Below are 15390 nucleotides of genomic sequence, written 5' to 3'. Positions count from 1 at the left end.
GCCGCCCTTCAGTTGCGGATCTTCGCCAGTTCCCGCGCCAGGTACAGCGCGGTGCGGGCGCTGTGTTCACCGGCGAGCAGGTGGGTGAAGGGTACATCGATCATGCGGTTCTCGCGCACCGCGCGCAGATGCGACAGGGCCGGATGGCGGCGCAGGTAGTCGCGCTTGGCGCTGGCCCGGGACCACACGGCGTCGGCCAGCAGAAGCACGTCCGGGTCGTGCCTCAGTAGGCTTTCCGCGTCCACCGTGACCCGGTGCAGGTCGATGTCGGCCAGGATGTTGCGCCCGCCGGCCACGGCGATCAGCTCGCTGACGAAACCGCGCCGGCCCTCGCTGTCGAGGCCGCGGGTTTCGCTGTCCAGGTAGAAGACGGCCAGCGGCGGGTGTCCGGCGGCGATCGCGCGGGCTTTTTGCAGATCGTCGCGCTGCCGGGTGATCAGCTCATGCGCGCGTGCCGGGCGACCGAGCACCTGGCCGAGCGTGCGCAGGTCATGTTCGATGGCGGCGAAGCCGGACGCGGGGGGTGTGGCGCAGGCGTTTTCCAGCAGATAGCTGGCGATGCCGAGGCGGGCGAGGTCGTTGCGCGAGCCGACGCCCTCGCGAAAGGCGCTGGCGAAACCGCCGACCGCCAGATCGAAGCGCCCGGCGTAGAAGACTTCCTGGGACGGGTACTGACGCGACAGCAGCGGCACGCCGCGGTAGCGGTTGTCCTTCAGCGCGCCGGCGTCGTCATCTATATAGCTGACCGCGGCCAGCGCGGGCCCCGCATCCAGTGCCAGCAACAGGTCGGCGGCGTGCTGGTTGAGGGCGAGAATACGTTGTGGCGGGGTGTGCGTGAGCACCCGGGTTTCGCCGCAGTTGCGGTATTCGAGGGCGTGGGCGCTGCCCAGACCCAGCAGCAACAGCCAGACCAGGTGCCTCATTGTCCGACTCCCTTGAGCAGCAGGTCGCGCACGGGCTGGCCGTCGATCAGGTGTTCGCGCACCAGCCGCCGCGCATCGTCGTGGCTGGCGATGCGGTACCAGCAACGGTCCGGGTAGACCGTCGCCACCGGCCCGAGGTTGCACGGGAACTGGCAATGGGTGCGGGTCAGCAGGACACCGTCGGCGGTTTCCATGCGCTGTGCCGCGAGCAGCTCGTTGCGCACCGTCTTCCAGACTTTCAGCGCCCCGCGCAGGGTGCAGCGCGGGCCGGTGCAGAGCATGACGTGGCGGGCGTGGTCGGGGATGTGCGACCACTCCGGGTTGCTGGGGATGTCCTTTTCCTGCATGCGAGGGTCCTTGGCGAGAAGGGGCTGGTTGCCGGGGGCCGTAAAGCGGCCCCCGACGCTTGGCATCAGAAGCTGTAGGTGTAGCGCGCCTCGGCGGTGAACGGCCGGCCCAGGTTGCTCACCCGGCGCGACCCGCTGTCCATGCTGGTGGTGTAATCGCGGTCCAGCAGGTTCTCCAGCAGCAGGCTCAAGCGGTGCTGGCGCTGGCTGTCCAGGTAGCGGTAGGCATCGGCGTCGACCACGCTGTAGTGGCCGTAGTCGATATCCCGCGGGCTGATCACGCTGCCGATGTAGCGCACCGCCGCGCCGGCGCCCCACATGCGGTCGGCGGACTCGTAGCCGACCCGGCTGCGGGCGAAGAAGTGCGGGATGTTGTTGATGGTTGCGCCGTTGCGCGATTCGCTCAGGTTGCGGGTCATGTCCGCCTGCAGTTGCCAGCGGTCGCTGAGCTGCACCTGGCCATCGAGCTCGAAGCCGCGCACGGTGATCTCGCCGTCGCCGTTGACCCACTGGCTGTCGACGATGGTGATCAGGTCCTCGATGCGCCGGTGGAACAGCGTGCCGCTGATGCTGTAGGGCTGGCCCTGGAGCAGATTGCTGTAGTCCAGGCCCAGTTCGGCATTGCGGCTTTTCTCGGCCTTGAGGTTGGGGTTGCCCATCTCGTCGCCTGGCTCGTTGACGTACAACTGTTCGGCGTTCGGCAGTTTGTAGGCCGAACCGAACTGACCGCGCAGCTTGAGGTTGTCGGTGAGGTCGTAGAGCGAGGTGAACATGCCCACGGTGGCGCTGTCGCCGCCGCTCAGATGCTCGCGGCGCACGCCGATGCTCGGGTGCCAGTCGGGCAGGGCGGCGATTTCCGGACGCAGTTGCACATACAGGGCGTGGGCCTCGGCCTGGTTCTGGTCGATCTTCAGCACATCGTCCTTGCCCTTGTAGAACTGGTTGTCGCTGCCGAACACCAGGGTGTGGCCACCGGGCAGCAGCGCCGTGCCCTCGGCCTGCACGCCCCAGTCGCTGAAGCCCCAGTAGTCGTTGTGGTTGAGCACCCGCGGGCTGCCGTCGGCATTGTTGTAGACACGGTCGTAGCGGGTGTCCCAGTCGTTCATGTGGCCCTTGACGAAGTAGCTGAAATCTTCGTTCAGGTGTTGCTGGAAGGTCGCCGTGGCGATCTGCTGGACGCGGTCGTTGGTGGTGTTGCGGTTGGCGTCGGGGCGCAGGAAGTCGAGGCTGGCGGCGCTGTACTGGTAGAACAGTTCCAGGCGGCTGTCGTCGCCGAAGCTCTGCGCGGCCTTGGCGCCGAAGGTGTTGACCTCGTAGCTGCGCTTCCTGTCGCTGACCGTCCGGGTGATGTCGCTGCTGTGGTAGGGCTGGTAGCCCTCGGAAATGTTGTGGCTGACATAGGCCAGCAGGCCGAGATCGCCCCAGCCGTTGCCGAAGATGCGTTCGATGCGCGCGTCGCCGTTGCGCCCGGCGAAGCTGTCGACACCCAGGTTGACCTGGCCGGAGGCCGCGCGGGACTGGGCGTTGCGGGTGACGATATTGATCACGCCGGAGACCGCCTGGGTACCGAACAGCAGGCTCTGGCCGCCCTTGAGCACTTCGATGCGCTCGATCGCCGCGGCGGGCAGGGTGTCGATGTAGATTCCGCCGTAGAGGCGGTTGTTCAGGCGCACGCCGTCGAGCAGGATCAGCGTGTCGTCGTTGCGCCCGCCCAGCAGCGAGTAGGTGCCGTAGTCGAACGGGCCCTGCTTGGGCGCGACGTACAGGCCGGGGACGAACATCTGCAGGACGCGGGTGATGTCGGCGCTGGGGCCGGCGCGTTCGATCTGCGCGCGCTCCACCACTTCGACCTTGCTGCCGTAGCGGGCCATCTGCGCGATGGTGGTGGACTCCACCGGGGGTGCCGAAACGATCTGCTGGTCCAGGGTCAGCGCAGCCGCGAGCGCGGCCTCGTTGCAGCCCAGAAGGCAGCCAATCAGCGAAAGATTACGTGTATTCATCGACTTCTCGAAAAGGAACTTTCGGGAAGCGCACAGGAGGGTACTGGCGAACGCGCGCCAGATTACCGGCTCGTGCCCGCCCACCGCAGGTTTGCCAAATGACTGACGAATCCGTTCTCAGTCGCGATGTTTGCAGGCCGGTCTCCGGGCTTGCGAGGCTGGAAGCATTCGCCTTCCCATGCTTGCGCACAGTGGCCTTGTGAATGCGTCACTCGCTTACCGTTGCGGGGGCAGCGCCGGACTGGTCCCGAAGGACGCACCGGCTTCCCGTTTCACCTGCCGCGCGGCGGCGGCAGACACCTGAAAACGGGCGGCATCTGACCATCGGGATGACCGTTCGTCAACCTGGGGGGCGAAAATCGCTGGGTCGCGGGCAAAAAAACGGCACCGCGAAGGGTGCCGTCGTCGTCGCGCCGCAGGCTTACTTGTGCAGCTCTTCCGCGGCGTACAGGGTGTTCTCCAGCAGGCAGGCGCGGGTCATCGGGCCAACACCGCCCGGTACCGGCGTGATCCAGCCGGCGCGGGGCAGGGCGGTCTCGTAGACCACGTCGCCGACCAGCTTGCCGTCTTCCTGGCGGTTGATGCCGACGTCGATGACGATCGCGCCTTCCTTGATCCACTCACCCTTGACCAGCCCCGGCTTGCCGGCGGCGACCACCACCAGGTCGGCACGGCTGACGTGGCCGGCGAGGTCCTTGGTGAAGCGGTGGGTGACGGTCACTGTGCAGCCGGCCAGCAGCAGTTCCATGGCCATGGGGCGACCGACGATGTTGGAGGCGCCGACGACCACGGCGTTCATGCCGTAGAGGTCCTGGCCGGTGCTCTGCAGCAGGGTCATGATGCCTTTCGGCGTGCATGGGCGCAGCAGCGGGATACGCTGGGCCAGGCGACCGATGTTGTAGGGGTGGAAACCGTCGACGTCTTTATCCGGGCGGATGCGCTCGAGCAGCAGGGAGGCGTCGAGGTGGGCCGGCAGCGGCAGCTGCAGGAGGATACCGTCGATGTTCGCGTCATCGTTGAGGCGATCGATCAGATCGGTCAGTTCCTGCTGGCGGGTAGTGCTCGGCAGGTCGAAGGCTTGCGAAATGAAGCCGACTTCCTCGCAGTCCTTGCGCTTGTGCGATACGTACACTTGGGAGGCGGGATCGTTGCCAACCAGGATCACCGCCAGGCCGGGGGTCCGCAGACCTTGCTGGCGACGTTCAACGACACGTTGGGCGATCTGCTGGCGCAGGCTGGCGGCGATCGCCTTGCCGTCGATAAGTTGTGCAGTCATGACGGGTGATTAACCATCGAGAGAAAAAAAGAGCGCGCATTCTCTCATGAGCAGACCGAAGGGCAAAGGTGCTTGGTCTGGCAATTGCCCTAAGCCCTTCAATAAAATGAATTTTTTTGAGAAACATGTTGACGATGTGACGGGTGGTCTATAAGATGCGCCTCACTTGTCGGGCAGGGCCTAGCACTGGTTAGCAAGGTCGGGCAAAATAAGCGAATTTTGGCTTGTTTGGTACGGCTAAACGTTAATTTGTAATCGCAAGCGAAAGCAGATTAAATATGCGCCCGTAGCTCAGCTGGATAGAGCATCCGCCTTCTAAGCGGATGGTCGCAGGTTCGAGTCCTGCCGGGTGCGCCAATCAAGGCAGCTTTGGCACAAGTAACAGCAATATGGTGGACGTAGCTCAGTTGGTAGAGCGCAGGATTGTGATTCCTGTGGTCGAGGGTTCGATTCCCTTCGTCCACCCCATATTCCAAAAGGCGCCTGATGAAAGTCTGGCGCCTTTGCTTTAAATGCTTCACGCGGACGTGGTGAAATTGGTAGACACACTGGATTTAGGTTCCAGCGGCGCAAGCTGTAAGAGTTCGAGTCTCTTCGTCCGCACCATTCATGCTTTCACCACCTCGCACTGAGGTGTGAGAAAGCCGCAAGTCAGCAGCATATGGTGGACGTAGCTCAGTTGGTAGAGCGCAGGATTGTGATTCCTGTGGTCGAGGGTTCGATTCCCTTCGTCCACCCCATATTTCGAAAGGCGCCTGATGAAAATCAGGCGCCTTTTGTGTTTTTGGCCTGTCGTTTCGTGTAGAGGTTTTGCTGCTGGCGACGGCTAGTAACCGCTGAATGAAAACTGATAGATTTCAGCCGGTTGACAAAAAGCCGGCAGGCCGGCGAACAGGTAGAAAAATGATTGCAAAAGAATCCCGCCAGGCGCTCGCGCTGGAGCGCTTCGCTCAGGCCAATCCGCAACTGCTCGCGGAAATCGCCGCCTTGAGTGAAACCGAGCAGCAGCAACAGATTCAATGGGCGTTCGAGGACGAGGCCCAGGAACAGGGCGTGGAGCCCTGGGAGCTGGCGCTGCGCCTGATTGCCGAGTCGCCGGAAGAACTGCAGGTCATGCGCCTGGAAGTCCATCGCGAAGTGGCGCAGGCGCTGGGGATGAGTTGGGAAGAGTACTGCGACTTCAACGAGATCGACGGTCCTGCTTCCTGAGCCTGTTGTCGATTCATTGTTCCGGGCGGCGCAGGCGCTCTGTTTCGCGCAGAGTGGCGTTGTCGCCCGGGCGTCCGGGTTATTGTCGAAATCAAAGAGGGTCGGCGCCATTCGCCTCCGGGTTGAACAGGGTGACTTCTGGTGTGTGAGCTACTAGAATGCTTGCCCTTGATTCTGGAGTCGGGTATCGCCGGCTAACGTCTGTGCAACGAGGAATATTCATGCAAGTTTCTGTTGAAAATACTTCCGCTCTCGAGCGTCGTATGACCATCGCCGTACCGGCAGAGCGCGTCGAGACCGAAGTCAACAAGCGTCTGCAACAGACTGCCCGTCGCGCCAAGGTTCCAGGCTTCCGTCCTGGCAAAGTGCCGATGAGCGTGATCCGTCAGCGTTATGAAGACACCGCCCGTCAGGAAGCTTTCGGTGATCTGGTCCAGGCTTCCTTCTATGAAGCCGTGGTCGAGCAGAAGCTGAACCCGGCTGGCGCCCCTGCCGTCGAGCCAAAATCGTTCGAAAAGGGCAAGGACCTGGAATACGTCGCCATTTTCGAGGTTTTCCCTGAGTTCACCGTTGCCGGCTTCGACTCGATCGCCGTCGAGCGCCTGAGCGCCGACGTCGCCGACGCCGACCTCGACAACATGCTGGAAGTCCTGCGCAAGCAGAACACCCGTTTCGAAGCCGCCGACCGCGCTGCCCAGAACGAAGACCAGCTGAACATCGACTTCGTCGGCAAGATCGACGGCGAAGCCTTCGCTGGTGGTTCGGCCAAGGGCACTCAGCTGGTGCTGGGCTCCGGCCGCATGATCCCAGGCTTCGAAGAAGGTCTGGTCGGTGCCAAGGCAGGTGAAGAGCGTGTTCTGACCCTGAACTTCCCCGAGGACTACCAGAGCCTCGACCTGGCTGGCAAAGCCGCCGAGTTCACCGTCACCGTCAACAGCGTTTCCGAGCCGAAGCTGCCTGAGCTGAACGAAGAGTTCTTCGCTCAATTTGGCATCAAGGAAACCGGTCTGGATGGTTTCCGCACCGAAGTTCGCAAGAACATGGAGCGTGAACTGCGCCAGGCGATCAAGACCAAGGTCAAGAACCAGGTAATGGACGGCCTGCTGGCTGCCAACCCGATCGAAGTGCCGAAAGCCCTGCTGGAAAACGAAGTGAACCGCCTGCGCGTTCAGGCCGTTCAGCAGTTTGGTGGCAACATCAAGCCTGAGCAACTGCCGGCCGAACTGTTCGAAGAGCAAGCCAAGCGCCGCGTCGTGCTGGGTCTGATCGTCGCCGAAGTGGTCAAGCAGAACGAGCTGAAGCCGGACGAAGATCGCGTTCGCGAACTGATCCAGGAAATGGCTTCGGCCTACCAGGAGCCTGAGCAAGTCGTGGCCTGGTACTACAAGAACGACCAGCAAATGAACGAAGTTCGTTCGGTTGTGCTGGAAGAGCAAGTTGTAGATACTGTCCTGCAGAAAGCGACTGTGACCGACAAGTCGGTCTCTTACGAAGAAGCCGTCAAACCAGCACAGGCACCTGCCGCCGCTGAGTGATTTCCTCCTTCGTAGGAAAACCCCACAAGCCAGCCTTCGCGCTGGCTTGTGCGTATTCAAGCCATGACTATTTGGGAGTGAGTGCAGGACATGTCCCGCAATTCTTATATTCAGCAGAGCTCTGACATCCAGGCCGCCGGTGGCCTGGTCCCGATGGTTATCGAGCAGTCCGCCCGTGGCGAACGTGCCTATGACATCTACTCGCGCCTGTTGAAGGAGCGAGTGATCTTCCTGGTGGGTCCTGTAGAGGACTACATGGCCAACCTGGTAGTGGCGCAACTGCTGTTCCTTGAAGCGGAAAACCCGGACAAGGATATCCATCTGTACATCAACTCCCCAGGCGGTTCGGTGACTGCCGGCATGTCGATCTACGACACCATGCAGTTCATCAAGCCGGACGTCTCCACCATCTGTATCGGCCAGGCCTGCAGCATGGGCGCCTTCCTGCTGGCTGCCGGTGCCGCCGGCAAGCGTCACTGCCTGCCGAACTCGCGGGTGATGATTCACCAGCCGCTGGGCGGTTTCCAGGGCCAGGCGACCGATATCGAGATCCATGCCCAGGAAATCCTCAACATCAAGTCGCGTCTGAACGAGCTGCTGGCCCATCACACTGGTCAGGAGCTGGAAACCATCAAGCGCGATACCGAACGCGACAACTTCATGAGCGCCCAGCGCGCGGCCGAGTACGGCCTGATCGACTCGGTCTACGACAAGCGGCAACTGGTATCCTGATCCCGGATGCCAGAGCGGGCAGGTGCGGAAAGCGCCTGCCTGCGGACTTGAAAAAGCCCGCAATTGCCTTCATCTTGTGTTGCAAGCCTACCGGATTGGATCGATCGAATGACTGACACCCGTAACGGCGAGGACAACGGCAAATTGCTCTATTGCTCCTTCTGCGGCAAAAGCCAGCATGAAGTGCGCAAGTTGATTGCCGGACCCTCGGTATTTATCTGCGACGAGTGCGTCGACCTGTGCAACGACATCATCCGCGAGGAGGTGCAGGAAGCCCAGGCCGAGAGCAGCGCGCATAAATTGCCTTCGCCGAAAGAAATCAGCGCCATCCTGGACCAGTACGTCATTGGTCAGGAGCGCGCGAAAAAGGTTCTGGCCGTAGCGGTGTACAACCACTACAAGCGTCTGAACCAACGTGACAAGAAATCCGACGACGTCGAACTGGGCAAGAGCAACATCCTGCTCATCGGCCCGACTGGCTCGGGCAAGACCCTGCTCGCGGAAACACTCGCTCGCCTGCTGAACGTGCCGTTCACCATCGCCGACGCCACTACGCTGACCGAAGCCGGTTACGTGGGCGAAGACGTCGAGAACATCATTCAGAAGCTGCTGCAGAAGTGTGATTACGACGTGGAAAAGGCCCAGATGGGCATTGTCTACATCGACGAAATCGACAAGATTTCGCGCAAGTCCGACAACCCGTCGATCACGCGCGATGTTTCGGGCGAGGGTGTGCAACAGGCACTGCTCAAGCTGATCGAGGGCACCGTTGCCTCGGTTCCGCCGCAAGGTGGTCGCAAGCACCCGCAGCAGGAGTTCCTGCAGGTCGACACACGCAACATTCTGTTCATCTGCGGTGGTGCCTTCTCTGGTCTGGAGAAAGTCATCCAGCAGCGCTCCACCCGCGGCGGCATCGGCTTCGGCGCCGAAGTTCGCAGCAAGGAGGAGGGCAAGAAGGTTGGCGAGTCGCTGCGTGAAGTCGAGCCGGACGATCTGGTCAAGTTCGGCCTGATTCCCGAGTTCGTCGGTCGTCTGCCGGTCCTGGCGACGCTCGATGAGCTGGATGAGGCCGCGCTGATGCAGATCCTGACCGAGCCGAAGAACGCCTTGACCAAGCAGTACGGCAAGCTGTTCGAGATGGAAGGCGTGGATCTGGAGTTCCGCAGCGATGCGTTGAAGTCGGTCGCTCGCAAGGCGCTGGAGCGCAAGACCGGTGCCCGTGGCCTGCGTTCGATCCTCGAAGGCATCCTCCTCGACACCATGTACGAGATTCCTTCGCAGAAGGATGTCAGCAAGGTAGTGATCGACGAGAGCGTCATCGATGGCACCTCGCAGCCGCTGTTGATCTACGAGAACAGCGAGCCGCCAGCCAAGGCCGCACCAGACGCCTGAGTCTGAGAGGCAGTGAAACCAGCAAGGGGCCTACGGGCCCCTTTGCTTTTCCTGTCGCGGAGCTTGTTTTTTTCCGGGGCTGCCCCCACATTAACTCCAAGCTCAAATTTCCATCGGATTACGGCCACAGGGCCGCTGTAGAGGCGAAATCATGAAGACAACCCTCGACTTGCCTCTTTTGCCATTGCGCGATGTCGTTGTTTACCCGCACATGGTCATCCCGCTGTTCGTGGGGCGTGAAAAGTCCATCGAGGCCCTCGAGGCTGCGATGACCGGTGAGAAGCAAATCCTTTTGCTGGCTCAGAAGAATCCAGCCGATGACGATCCGGGTGAAGACGCCCTCTATCGCGTCGGCACCATCGCGACCGTCCTGCAACTGCTGAAACTGCCCGATGGCACTGTCAAGGTGCTGGTCGAGGGCGAGCAGCGCGGCACCGTCGAGCGCTTTGTCGAGGTGGATGGGCACATTCGTGCCGAAGTCGCGCTGATCGAGGAAACCGACGCCGCCGATCGCGAATCCGAAGTCTTCGTCCGCAGCCTGCTGTCGCAGTTCGAACAATACGTCCAGCTGGGCAAGAAGGTCCCGGCTGAAGTTCTGTCTTCGCTCAACAGTATCGACGAGCCGGGCCGCCTGGTAGATACCATGGCTGCGCACATGGCGCTGAAGATCGAGCAGAAGCAGGAAATTCTCGAAATTATCGACCTGGCCGCCCGGGTCGAACACGTACTGGCATTGCTGGATGGCGAAATCGACCTGCTGCAGGTCGAGAAGCGCATCCGCGGTCGGGTCAAGAAGCAGATGGAGCGCAGTCAGCGCGAGTACTACCTGAATGAGCAGATGAAGGCCATTCAGAAGGAGCTCGGCGACAGCGACGAAGGTCACAACGAAGTCGAGGAGCTCAAGAAGCGTCTCGAGGCTGCTGGCCTGCCGAAGGATGCATACGCCAAGGCGCAGGCTGAGCTGAACAAGCTCAAGCAGATGTCGCCGATGTCCGCTGAAGCCACGGTGGTGCGTTCGTACCTCGACTGGTTGGTGCAGGTACCGTGGAAGGCTCAGAGCAAGGTGCGTCTGGATCTGGCCAAGGCCGAGGAAATTCTCGATGCCGATCACTATGGCCTGGAAGAGGTCAAGGAGCGCATCCTCGAGTACCTCGCGGTGCAGAAGCGCGTGAAGAAGATTCGTGGCCCGGTGTTGTGCCTGGTCGGTCCGCCCGGCGTTGGCAAGACCTCGCTGGCCGAGTCCATCGCCAGCGCGACCAACCGCAAGTTCGTGCGCATGGCCCTGGGTGGTGTGCGTGACGAGGCCGAGATCCGTGGTCACCGCCGGACCTACATCGGCTCGATGCCGGGACGCCTGATCCAGAAAATGACCAAGGTCGGCGTGCGCAATCCGCTGTTCCTGCTCGATGAAATCGACAAGATGGGCAGTGACATGCGTGGTGATCCCGCATCGGCGCTGCTGGAAGTGCTCGATCCGGAGCAGAACCACAACTTCAACGATCACTACTTGGAGGTCGATTACGACCTGTCCGATGTGATGTTCCTCTGTACCTCCAACTCCATGAACATTCCGCCGGCGCTGCTGGACCGGATGGAGGTCATTCGTCTGCCTGGGTACACCGAGGACGAGAAGATCAACATCGCGGTCAAGTACCTGGTGCCGAAGCAGATCAAGGCCAACGGTTTGAAGAAGACCGAGCTGGAAGTCGATGTGACGGCGATCCGCGACATCATTCGCTACTACACGCGCGAAGCTGGTGTACGTGGTCTGGAGCGGCAGATCGCCAAGGTCTGCCGCAAGGTGGTCAAGGAATACACCGGGCAGAAGCAGGTGGTGGTCAAGGTCGACAGCGAGCGCCTGGAGCACTTCCTCGGCGTGCGCAAGTTCCGTTATGGCCTGGCCGAGCAGCAGGATCAGGTCGGTCAGGTGACCGGTCTGGCCTGGACGCAGGTCGGTGGCGAGTTGCTGACCATCGAGGCAGCGGTCATTCCGGGCAAGGGGCAATTGATCAAGACAGGTTCGCTGGGCGACGTCATGGTCGAGTCGATCACTGCCGCGCAGACTGTGGTGCGCAGCCGTGCGCAGAGCCTGGGTATTCCGGCCGACTTCCACGAGAAGCGCGACACGCATATCCACATGCCGGAAGGCGCGACGCCGAAGGATGGCCCGAGTGCTGGTATCGGCATGTGCACTGCGCTGGTTTCCGCCCTGACGCAGATTCCGGTGCGTGCCGATGTAGCGATGACCGGTGAAATCACTTTGCGTGGTCAGGTATTGGCGATCGGTGGCCTGAAAGAGAAATTGCTGGCCGCCCATCGTGGTGGAATCAAGACCGTGATCATTCCGGAAGAGAATGTGCGTGATCTGAAAGAAATTCCTGACAATATTAAGCAGGATCTTCAGATTAAACCGGTCAAATGGATTGACGAAGTCCTCCAAATTGCGCTGCAATACGCCCCGGAGCCCTTGCCGGATGTGGCTCCCGAGATTGTCGCCAAGGATGAAAAACGCGACAGTGATTCCAAGGAACGAATCAGCACGCATTAATCAGTATTTAGCCGGGTGGCCCGTCTGACCGTATTCAGGTCCTTGCCTTAAGAGGCACTCAAGTGTCATGGGCCACTTGGCGTTGATTCCAGCTATACATAGTTAGAAACAAACTCAAATAGAGATAAGGGGACTTAGAGTGAACAAGTCGGAACTGATTGACGCTATCGCTGCTTCTGCTGATATCCCGAAAGCTGCTGCTAGCCGTGCGCTGGATGCAGTCATCGAATCCATCACCGGTGCCCTGAAGGGCGGTGATTCCGTGGTTCTGGTCGGCTTCGGTACCTTCTCGGTAACCGAGCGTTCTGCCCGTGTCGGCCGTAACCCGCAGACCGGCAAGACTCTGGAAATCCCTGCTGCCAAGAAGCCTGGCTTCAAGGCTGGCAAGGCACTGAAAGAAGCCGTCAACTGAGACGTTCTTTTCAGGCTTTCGCCTAGTCGGGCCGGCCTTGGCGGCTGGCTCGTCGGCGGAGCGGAAATGATCACCCATTCGTCTGCTCCGCCCGTTACGAGAAGGCGCATCCCCGGATGCGCCTTTCTTCTATCAGGACTCTACCCACGCTCCGCGGTTGTGCAGCCGCCACAGCCGTTTCTGGGGGACGCATGCTGCAAAATATCAGGGACAATTCACAAGGTTGGATTGCCAAGACCATCATCGGTGTCATCGTGGTACTGATGGCACTGACCGGCTTCGACGCCATCTTCCAGGCCGTCAGCCATAACCAGGATGCTGCCAAGGTCAACGACGACACCATCAGCCAGAACGAGCTGAGCCAGGCTGTCGAAACGCAACGTCGGCAACTGATGCAACGACTGGGCAAGGATTTCGACCCCTCTCTGCTGAGCGACACCATGCTGCGTGACGCGGCGCTGAAAGGCTTGATCGAGCGCCAGTTGCTGCTGCAGGGCGCGCGTGATGCGAAGTTCTCCTTCTCCGAGGCCGCGCTGGATCAGGTGATTCTGCAGACGCCAGAGTTCCAGGTGGACGGCAAGTTCAGTGCCGAGCGTTTCGACCAGGTCATTCGCCAGATGGGCTACGGTCGTATGCAATTCCGCGAGATGCTCGCTCAGGAAATGCTGATCGGCCAACTGCGCGCGGGACTTGCGGGTAGTGGGTTCGTGACCGATGCCCAGGTTGAAGCCTTCGCCCGCCTGGAGAAGCAGACCCGTGATTTCGCCTCGCTGACCTTCAAGGCCGACCCGGCCGCCGTCACTGTCACCGACGAGCAGGTCAAGGCGTACTACGAACAGCACGCCAAGGAATTCATGAGTCCCGATCAGGTCGTCATCGACTATATCGAGCTGAAGAAGGCTGCGTACTTCGATCAGGTCAAGGTCAACGAGGACGAGCTGCAGGCGCTGTACCAGAAAGAAATCGCCAACCTGGCCGAGCAGCGCCATGCCGCGCACATTCTCATTGAGGTCAACGACAAGCAGGACGAAGCGCAGGCCAAGGCCCGTGTCGAGGAAGTCCAGCAACGTCTGGCCAAGGGTGAGGACTTTGCCGCGTTGGCCAAGGAGTTCTCGCAGGATCCTGGCTCGGCGAACAATGGCGGTGACCTCGGTTACGCCGGCAAGGGCGTCTATGATCCGGCCTTCGAGGATGCGCTCTATGCGCTGAACCAGGACCAGGTCTCCGTTCCGGTACGCACCGAGTTCGGTTTCCACCTGATCAAGCTGCTGGGCGTGCAGGCGCCGGAAGTGCCGACCTTCGCCAGCCTGAAGGACAAGCTGACCCGCGAGCTGAAGACCCAGCAGGTCGAGCAGCGTTTCGTCGAGGCCACCAAGCAACTTGAAGATTCGGCCTTCGAAGCCTCCGACCTGGCCCAGCCATCCCAGGATCTGGGTTTGCAGGTACAGACTTCCGCACCGTTCGGTCGTGAAGGCGGCGATGGCATCACTGCCAACCGTCAAGTGATCCAGGCCGCGTTCAGTCCTGAAGTCATGGATGAAGGCGCCAACAGTTCGGCGATCGAACTGGATCCGGAAACCGTGGTGGTCGTGCGGGTCAAGGAACACCGCAAACCTGAACAGCTGCCGCTGGAAGCCGTGTCCGGTCCGATCCATGACCATCTGGCTCAGGAACAGGCTACCGCAGCCGTGAAGAGCAAGACCGAGGCCCTGATCGCCGGCCTGCGCGATGGCAAGATCGCTTACCAGCCGGTGCAGGATGGCCAGGCCTGGAAGGTCCAGGAGGCGGCCACCCGCATGCAGGAAGGCGTCGATCCGGCCGAGCTGCAGGCACTGTTCCGCATGAGCAAGCCAGAGGCCAAGGACAAGCCGGTGTATTCCACCGTCACCCTGGCGGATGGCAGCGTCGTCGTGTTGCGTCTGAATGGCGTCAACGAAGGCAGTGCGGCCAGCGAGGAAGAGAAGGGCGAGTACCGCCGCTATCTTGCCTCCCGTGCCGGCCAGCAGGACTTCGCGGCGTACCGCAAGCAGCTGGAAGCCAAGGCGGAGATCACTCGTTACTGAGTGAGGACACGCAGATGAAAAAAGCCCGCAGCGATGCGGGCTTTTTTATGCGTCCCCTGAACAGAGTGTGAATCTCTCCTCCCGAAACCGGACGGTTCCTGTTCTCCAGGCAAAAGAAAAGGCCGCGATCGCGGCCTTTTCCTGTTCCCGAAGTCTTACTCCGAGATATCGCCCATGGCGGTGGTGTTGAAACCGCCGTCCACGTACATGATTTCACCGCTGACACCCGACGCCAGGTCGGAGCAGAGGAAGGCGCCGGCGTTGCCGACTTCTTCGATGGTGACGTTGCGGCGCAGCGGGGTCTGCGCTTCGTTGGCGGCCAGCATCTTGCGGAAGCTCTTGATGCCGGAAGCGGCCAGGGTGCGGATCGGACCGGCGGAGATGGCGTTGACGCGAGTGCCTTCCGGGCCGAGGCTGCCGGCCAGGTAGCGAACGCCGGCTTCCAGGCTGGCCTTGGCCATGCCCATGACGTTGTAGTTCGGCATGGTGCGCTCGGCGCCCAGGTACGACAGGGTCAGCAGGCTGCCGTTGCGGCCCTTCATCATTTCGCGACCGGCCTTGGCCAGGGCGACGAAGCTGTAGGCGCTGATGTCGTGGGCGATGCGGAAACCTTCGCGAGTGGTGACTTCGGTGAAGTCGCCGTCGAGCTGGTCGCCCGGCGCGAAGCCCACGGAGTGCACGATGCAATCCAGGCCGTCCCACTTCTTGCTCAGTTCCTCGAAGACCTTGGCGATGTCGTCGTCATTGGCAACGTCGCAAGGGAAGCACAGCTCAGGGTTGGAGCCCCAGCCAGCGGCGAACTCTTCGACGCGGCCCTTGAGCTTTTCGTTCTGGTAGGTGAAGGCAAGTTCCGCCCCCTCGCGATGCATGGCGGCAGCGATGCCGGATGCGATGGACAGTTTGCTGGCGACACCGACGATCAGTACGCGCTTACCGGCGAGAAAACCCATGTG

General features: G+C 61.3%; 12 protein-coding genes, 4 tRNA genes and 1 riboswitch. Of the genes, 11 read left to right on the top strand and 5 right to left on the bottom strand.

The annotated features are described in order from the left end of the window. Positions 1–8 precede the first annotated feature (8 nt). From CHB99_RS16880 to folD, 4 genes are all read right to left on the bottom strand, one after another. A complete protein-coding gene (locus CHB99_RS16880) occupies positions 9–923 on the bottom strand; it encodes an ABC transporter substrate-binding protein (RefSeq protein ID WP_042126237.1) in 915 nt (304 codons plus the stop codon). Beyond that, positions 920–1270: a (2Fe-2S) ferredoxin domain-containing protein gene (locus CHB99_RS16875; RefSeq protein ID WP_042126238.1), complete on the bottom strand. Its 351-nt coding sequence runs from the start codon at positions 1268–1270 to the stop codon at positions 920–922. Before CHB99_RS16875 ends, CHB99_RS16880 begins: the two co-directional genes overlap by 4 nt. A 65-nt stretch (positions 1271–1335) precedes the next feature. Then, the gene (locus CHB99_RS16870; RefSeq protein WP_042126240.1) at positions 1336–3270 is read right to left on the bottom strand and encodes a TonB-dependent receptor plug domain-containing protein; all 1935 of its coding nucleotides are present in this window, start codon (positions 3268–3270) and stop codon (positions 1336–1338) included. A 118-nt stretch (positions 3271–3388) separates the two neighbouring features. Continuing rightward, positions 3389–3589, bottom strand: a riboswitch (cobalamin riboswitch). Between the two features lie 102 nt (positions 3590–3691). Beyond that, positions 3692–4546, bottom strand: a complete 855-nt coding sequence (folD, locus tag CHB99_RS16865) for a bifunctional methylenetetrahydrofolate dehydrogenase/methenyltetrahydrofolate cyclohydrolase FolD (protein ID WP_042126242.1) — start codon at positions 4544–4546, stop codon at positions 3692–3694. Positions 4547–4826: 280 nt separating this feature from the next. On the opposite strand from folD, the gene CHB99_RS16860 reads away from it, so the two are divergent. The 11 genes from CHB99_RS16860 to CHB99_RS16810 all read left to right on the top strand — a co-directional run bounded on the left by CHB99_RS16860 (position 4827) and on the right by CHB99_RS16810 (position 14437). Then, positions 4827–4903 (top strand) — tRNA-Arg (locus CHB99_RS16860). 35 nt (positions 4904–4938) lie between these two features. Continuing rightward, positions 4939–5014 (top strand) — tRNA-His (locus tag CHB99_RS16855). Between the two features lie 53 nt (positions 5015–5067). After that, positions 5068–5152, top strand: a tRNA-Leu gene (locus tag CHB99_RS16850). 58 nt (positions 5153–5210) lie between these two features. Beyond that, a tRNA-His gene (locus tag CHB99_RS16845) sits at positions 5211–5286 on the top strand. Between the two features lie 163 nt (positions 5287–5449). After that, positions 5450–5755, top strand: coding sequence for a DUF6388 family protein (locus CHB99_RS16840; RefSeq protein ID WP_042126244.1), 306 nt, complete (start codon positions 5450–5452; stop codon positions 5753–5755). A 221-nt stretch (positions 5756–5976) separates the two neighbouring features. Next, on the top strand, positions 5977–7290 hold the full coding sequence (gene tig / locus CHB99_RS16835; protein WP_042126246.1) for a trigger factor: 1314 nt from the start codon (positions 5977–5979) through the stop codon (positions 7288–7290). A gap of 90 nt (positions 7291–7380) precedes the next feature. Next, positions 7381–8022 (top strand): ATP-dependent Clp endopeptidase proteolytic subunit ClpP, encoded by a 642-nt coding sequence (clpP, locus tag CHB99_RS16830; protein ID WP_042126248.1) that lies wholly within the window; start codon positions 7381–7383, stop codon positions 8020–8022. 108 nt (positions 8023–8130) lie between these two features. Further along, positions 8131–9414: an ATP-dependent Clp protease ATP-binding subunit ClpX gene (gene clpX, locus CHB99_RS16825; protein ID WP_042126250.1), complete on the top strand. Its 1284-nt coding sequence runs from the start codon at positions 8131–8133 to the stop codon at positions 9412–9414. Between the two features lie 151 nt (positions 9415–9565). Further along, positions 9566–11962 (top strand): endopeptidase La, encoded by a 2397-nt coding sequence (gene lon / locus CHB99_RS16820; RefSeq protein WP_042126252.1) that lies wholly within the window; start codon positions 9566–9568, stop codon positions 11960–11962. Between the two features lie 139 nt (positions 11963–12101). After that, the gene (locus tag CHB99_RS16815) at positions 12102–12374 is read left to right on the top strand and encodes an HU family DNA-binding protein (RefSeq protein WP_042126254.1); all 273 of its coding nucleotides are present in this window, start codon (positions 12102–12104) and stop codon (positions 12372–12374) included. Between the two features lie 191 nt (positions 12375–12565). Beyond that, a complete protein-coding gene (locus tag CHB99_RS16810; RefSeq protein WP_042126256.1) occupies positions 12566–14437 on the top strand; it encodes a SurA N-terminal domain-containing protein in 1872 nt (623 codons plus the stop codon). Between the two features lie 155 nt (positions 14438–14592). Here CHB99_RS16810 and fabI read toward each other — a convergent pair whose 3' ends face one another. Next, on the bottom strand, positions 14593–15387 hold the full coding sequence (gene fabI / locus CHB99_RS16805; RefSeq protein ID WP_042126258.1) for an enoyl-ACP reductase FabI: 795 nt from the start codon (positions 15385–15387) through the stop codon (positions 14593–14595). Positions 15388–15390 lie beyond the last annotated feature (3 nt).

Origin of the sequence: Pseudomonas japonica (assembly GCF_900188455.1) — a bacterium.
Classification (GTDB): domain Bacteria; phylum Pseudomonadota; class Gammaproteobacteria; order Pseudomonadales; family Pseudomonadaceae; genus Aquipseudomonas; species Aquipseudomonas japonica.
Note: the sequence above shows the minus strand (reverse complement) of the source record. Positions and strands in the feature narration are given on the sequence as shown.